The 5,534-nt window shown below is 71.3% G+C and carries 6 protein-coding genes and 1 pseudogene; all 7 read left to right on the plus strand.

The genetic code is table 11. The features are described from left to right. The first annotated feature begins 182 nt into the window (after positions 1 to 182). Positions 183 to 404, plus strand: a complete 222-nt coding sequence (locus ABT085_RS43245; RefSeq protein WP_351621766.1) for a hypothetical protein — start codon at positions 183 to 185, stop codon at positions 402 to 404. 108 nt (positions 405 to 512) lie between these two features. Then, positions 513 to 731, plus strand: coding sequence for a hypothetical protein (locus tag ABT085_RS43250; RefSeq protein ID WP_351621769.1), 219 nt, complete (start codon positions 513 to 515; stop codon positions 729 to 731). Between the two features lie 427 nt (positions 732 to 1,158). Further along, positions 1,159 to 1,470: pseudogene (locus ABT085_RS43255) on the plus strand (transketolase-like TK C-terminal-containing protein); the annotation flags it as partial. 19 nt (positions 1,471 to 1,489) lie between these two features. Next, positions 1,490 to 2,635, plus strand: coding sequence for a transaldolase (gene tal / locus ABT085_RS43260; RefSeq protein ID WP_351621772.1), 1,146 nt, complete (start codon positions 1,490 to 1,492; stop codon positions 2,633 to 2,635). Between the two features lie 50 nt (positions 2,636 to 2,685). Next, the gene (gene zwf, locus ABT085_RS43265) at positions 2,686 to 4,251 is read left to right on the plus strand and encodes a glucose-6-phosphate dehydrogenase (RefSeq protein WP_351621778.1); all 1,566 of its coding nucleotides are present in this window, start codon (positions 2,686 to 2,688) and stop codon (positions 4,249 to 4,251) included. Next, positions 4,248 to 5,183 (plus strand): glucose-6-phosphate dehydrogenase assembly protein OpcA, encoded by a 936-nt coding sequence (opcA, locus tag ABT085_RS43270; RefSeq protein WP_351621775.1) that lies wholly within the window; start codon positions 4,248 to 4,250, stop codon positions 5,181 to 5,183. Before zwf ends, opcA begins: the two co-directional genes overlap by 4 nt. Beyond that, the coding region (locus ABT085_RS43275; RefSeq protein ID WP_502982967.1) for a phosphoglucose isomerase-related protein at positions 5,176 to 5,534 on the plus strand (359 nt) is incomplete at its 3' end. The genes opcA and ABT085_RS43275, both read left to right, overlap by 8 nt.

A 5,534-nucleotide genomic window follows, 5' to 3' on the forward strand; every position in this document is an offset into this window, starting at 1 on the left:
CCGGGCGACTCGACCCGCACCAGCCGGGTCCCGAGCCCGGCGCCGTCGGCGTGCGCGCCACCCCGGGGCGCCCCGCTCCGGAACGTTCCCCTCCCCCGGCGAGCGTTCCGTTCCCGGTTCGGTTCGGCAACGAATCGGACGGCCGCAGCGAAGGGACGGCGCGAAGGCGCATACTGGGGACGATGACAAAGCCTGCTGCACCGAAGCGTCGTTTGCCCACCAGCCCCTTCAAGGCCCCGGTCCCCCCGCCGCCGAAGCACTTCGCGGTGGGCGACAAGGTCACGCACGACATATACGGACTCGGCCGGGTGATCGGCATCGAGGACGGCATCGCGGCCCTCGTGGACTTCGGCTCCGCGCAGATGCGGATCCTGAGCCCGTACGCCAAGATGACAAAGCTCTAGAGCCTGTCGTCGCGACAGGCAGCGTCCACCCGAGGAGGCGGACGGTGCCGGTCGCGACATACCGGGCCTGCTCAGCGGCCCGCACCGAAACGGAGATCTCCCATCGACGTGACCTCGCTGTTCTCGGCCCTGGAAGGGCAGCCCCGCCGCTCCGCCGAAGCACTGCCGCCGCCGACGACGGACCCCTTCCAGGCCCCGGATTTCGGGGCGGCCGAGGCCTTCCCCGAGGCCTTCCCGCCCGAGGACGCACCAGCCCCCGCCAGGACCCCGCGCCCCGCGCGGCGCGCACCCCGCACCCCGCGCACACCGCGCCCCCGGGCCGCCTGAGGCACCTCGCAGCAACAGATGGACGGTCGCGCCCGGGACCCACTCCGCCCGGCCGCGCCCGACCACGCACCCGCATCGCCGTCGGACTCTCCGACGTGCCCGCCCGGGTGAAGGCCGGCGCACTCTGCGCGTCGGCTTCGACGCCCTGACATCGCCTGGTCAGGGCGTTTTCGCGGTTCCCGCCCCTTCTCGGCCGCACCGCCGCCGTTCCGCGTTCACCGCAAGCTGACGCACCCCGCCTTCCCTCACAAAAGTCATACTTTTAAGATTGAACACGTCAGGTAGCAGACGGCGCTCGATCTTTCAAAAGGTGATGACCCACGATCCCGCGGACCCGAAGCGGACCCGGCTGCGCCCGCCAGCGTCCCGCCCCCGGCACGACAGGCGGCGCACACCGCCCGGGCCGGCCCGTCGCGGTTGGCCGGGCGTCGCCGCCCGCGAGACGCTGGAGGCCGAGAGGGTCGGTACCCGGGGGTGCCGAGGCCGTGCGCGCAGTGGTCCGAGGAGCGGTCACGCGCCTGCCGCGAGCGTGTCCTTCCGCCGTCCGTGCGGGCCCGCGTCGCAATCGAGGGCGGGATCGGTCCGACGTGGTACCGGTTCACAGAGGACGCAGGACGCATCACCTCCCTCGACATCCGGGCGCCCGCGCCGGCACCCGGACTCGCTTCGCCGCCCCCGGCCTCACCCCGACAACGCCACCGCGAAGACCCGGGAATCCCCGGGCACCGCGCGCGGTTGATCCGACGGCAGGAAAGAAGATGATCAGAGTGAATGAAGCGACCGCGACCGCGGGAGCACTTGAGCGCCTCGCCGACGAAGGCGTCTCGATCTGGCTGGACGACCTCTCACGCAGTCGGATCACCTCCGGCAACCTCGCCGGACTCGTCGAGAAGAAGCACGTGGTGGGCGTGACCACCAACCCCTCGATCTTCCAGGCCGCCATCGGCTCCGGCGAGGGCTACCAGGAGCAGCTCGCCGAGCTGGCGGTGCGGGGCGTCACGGTGGACGAGGCCGTACGGATGATGACGACCGCGGACGTACGGTCGGCCGCCGACATCCTGCGCCCGGTGTACGAGGCGACCGGCGGCCGTGACGGCCGGGTCTCCATCGAGGTCGACCCCCGGCTCGCCCACGACACGCGGGCCACCGTCGCCGAGGCCCGGCAGCTGGCCTGGCTGGTGGACCGCCCCAACGTCATGATCAAGATCCCGGCGACGAAGGCGGGCCTCCCCGCGATCACCGAGGTCCTCGGCCTGGGCATCAGCGTCAACGTCACGCTGATCTTCTCCCTGGAGCGCTACCGCGAGGTCATGGACGCCTATCTCGCGGGCCTGGAGAAGGCACGGACGCGCGGCCTGGACCTGTCCGCGATCCACTCGGTCGCCTCGTTCTTCGTCTCCCGCGTCGACAGCGAGATCGACAAGCGGCTGACGGTGCTCGGCACGGCCGGGGCCCTGGCGCTGAAGGGGAGGGCCGCGCTGGCCAACGCGCGGCTCGCCTACGAGGCGTACGAGGGCGTCTTCGGCGGCGAGCGCTTCGGCGCCCTGACGGCCGCGGGCGCCAACCGGCAGCGCCCGCTGTGGGCCTCCACCGGGGTGAAGGACCCGGCGTACAAGGACACGCTGTACGTGGACGAACTGGTCGCGCCCGGCACGGTCAACACCATGCCGCAGACCACGCTCGACGCCACCGCCGACCACGGCGACATCCACGGCGACACGGTGACCGGCGGCTACGACCGGGCCCGCGCCGACCTCGCCGCCGTCGAGGGGCTCGGGATCTCCTACGACGAGGTGGTCGCGCAGCTGGAGGACGAGGGCGTCGCCAAGTTCCGGGCGGCCTGGCAGGAACTGCTGGACGCCGTGACGAAGTCACTGAACAGCAAGGGAGTTGACGCACGATGACCAGCAAGCCCGACCAGGGGACGGCGCCGGAGCAGGCGCAGGTCCCGGTCATGCCGGCACCGGAGGAGGTGCACGTCCCGGTCATGCCGGCGTCGGAGTGGGTGAACCCGCTGCGGGACGGCCGCGACCGCCGCCTCCCGCGGATCGCCGGGCCCTCCGGCCTCGTCATCTTCGGTGTCACCGGCGACCTGTCCCGCAAGAAGCTGATGCCGGCCATCTACGACCTGGCCAACCGCGGTCTGCTGCCGCCGGGTTTCTCGCTCGTCGGCTTCGCCCGCCGTGACTGGGAGGACCAGGACTTCGCGCAGGTCGTGCACGACGCGGTGCGCGAGCACTCCCGTACGGAGTTCCGCGAGGAGGTCTGGCAGCAGCTCGCCGAGGGCATGCGGTTCGTGCCCGGCGACTTCGACGACGACACCGCCTTCAAGCAACTGCGGGAGGCCGTCGAGGAGCTGGACGCCTCCCGGGGCACCGGCGGCAACTTCGCCTTCTATCTCTCCGTACCGCCCAAGTTCTTCCCGAAGGTCGTCCGGCAGCTGAAGAAGCACGGCCTGGCGAACGCGCCGAAGGGCGCCTGGCGGCGCGCGGTCATCGAGAAGCCGTTCGGCCACGACCTGGCCAGCGCCCGCGAGCTCAACCGGGTCGTGCACGACGTGTTCGACCCGGAACAGGTGTTCCGCATCGACCACTACCTCGGCAAGGAGACCGTCCAGAACATTCTGGCGCTGCGTTTCCCCAACCAGATGTACGAGCCGATCTGGAACCGGTCGTACGTCGACCATGTGCAGATCACCATGGCGGAGGACATCGGCATCGGCGGCCGGGCGGGCTACTACGACGGCATCGGCTCGGCCCGTGACGTCATCCAGAACCATCTGCTCCAGCTGATGGCGCTGACCGCGATGGAGGAGCCCATCGCCTTCGACGCCGAGTCGCTGCTCACCGAGAAGCTCAAGGTGCTGAAGTCGGTGCGGCTGCCGGCGGACCTGGACGCGCACACCGTCCGGGGGCAGTACGCGCAGAGCTGGCAGGGCGGCGAGAAGGTGCCCGGCTATCTCCAGGAGGAGGGCATCGACCCCGGGTCGACGACCGACACCTACGCGGCGGTCAAGCTGGAGATCGACAACCGCCGTTGGGCGGGCGTGCCGTTCTATCTGCGTACCGGCAAGCGGCTGGGCCGCCGGGTGACGGAGATCGCGGTGGTGTTCAAGCGCGCCCCGCACTCCCCGTTCGACTCCACCGCCACCGAGGAACTCGGCCAGAACGCGATCGTCATCCGGGTCCAGCCCGACGAGGGCATGACGGTGCGGTTCGGCTCGAAGGTCCCGGGTACCTCGATGGAGATCCGGGACGTGACGATGGACTTCGCGTACGGCGAGTCGTTCACGGAGTCCAGCCCGGAGGCGTACGAGCGGCTCATCCTGGACGTGCTGCTCGGCGACGCCAATCTGTTCCCCCGTCACCAGGAAGTGGAAGAGTCCTGGAAGATCCTCGACCCGATCGAGGAGTACTGGGCGGCGCACGGCCGGCCGGCCCAGTACCCGTCGGGCAGCTGGGGACCCGAGGAAGCCGACGAGATGCTCGCACGAGACGGACGGAGCTGGCGCAGGCCATGAAGATCGACCTGACCGACACCACGGCAAGCAAGATCAACAAGGCGTTGGTGCAGGGCCGCCACGCCATCGGCACACCCGCCGTGGGCATGGTCCTGACGATGGTGATCGTCACCGACGAGGAGAACGCCTACGACTCGATCAAGGCCGCCGAGGAGGCCTCGCACGAGCACCCCTCGCGGACCCTGGTCGTCATCAAGCGGCACGCCCGTACCCCGCGCGACCGCACCGCCTCCCGCCTGGACGCCGAGGTGCGGGTGGGCGCGGACGCGGGCACCGGCGAGACGGTCGTGCTGCGCACCTACGGCGAGGTGTCCGACCACGCCGACTCGGTGGTGCTGCCGCTGCTGCTGCCGGACGCGCCGGTCGTGGTGTGGTGGCCGGTGGACGCGCCCGACGTGCCCGCCAAGGACCCGCTGGGTGCGCTCGCCCAGCGCCGCATCACCGACATGTACGCCGTCGACCAGCCCCTGAAGGCGCTGGAGGCGCGGGCGAAGTCGTACGCGCCCGGCGACACCGACCTCGCCTGGACCCGGCTGACGCCCTGGCGTTCGATGCTGGCCGCGGCCCTGGACCAGGCGCGGGCGGAGATCGCCTCGGCGACCGTGGAGAGCGAGGCCGACAACCCCAGCGCCGAACTGCTCGCCCGCTGGCTGGAGGCCCGGCTGAAGGTCGGCGTGAACCGGGTGGTCACCCCGGGCCCGGTGGTCACTGCGGTGCGGCTCGGCGTCGCGGGCGGCGAGATCGTCATCGACCGGCCCGAGGGCCCGCTGGCCACGCTGTCCCTGCCGGGCCAGCCGCCGCGCACCCTCGCGCTCAAGGTCCGCCCCACCTCCGAACTCATCGCCGAGGAGCTTCGCCGCCTCGACGCCGACGAGATGTACGCCGTCGCCCTGCGCGGCGAAGTCACCAAGGAGACCCCTGCCCATGTCTGACTCCCCCAGGCTCACCCGGCGCCCGCAGTGGGTCGCGCTGGCCGACCACCGCGCCGAGTGGCAGCCGGGCACGCACCTGCGTGAGCTGTTCGCGTCCGACCCGGGGCGCGCGGAGCGCTACGTGGTGCAGGTCGGCGATCTGCGGATCGACTACTCCAAGCACCTCGTCACCGACGAGACCCTCGCCCTCCTCCAGGAACTGGCCGCCGCCACCGATGTGTTCGGGCTGCGGGACGCGATGTTCCGCGGCGAGAACATCAACACCACCGAGGACCGGGCGGTCCTGCACACCGCGCTGCGCGCCCCCCGGGACGCGGTGGTCGAGGTCGACGGCGAGAACGTCGTGCCCGG

It is taken from the genome of Streptomyces sp. NPDC002265 (assembly GCF_040296125.1).
Taxonomy (GTDB): Bacteria; Actinomycetota; Actinomycetes; order Streptomycetales; family Streptomycetaceae; genus Streptomyces.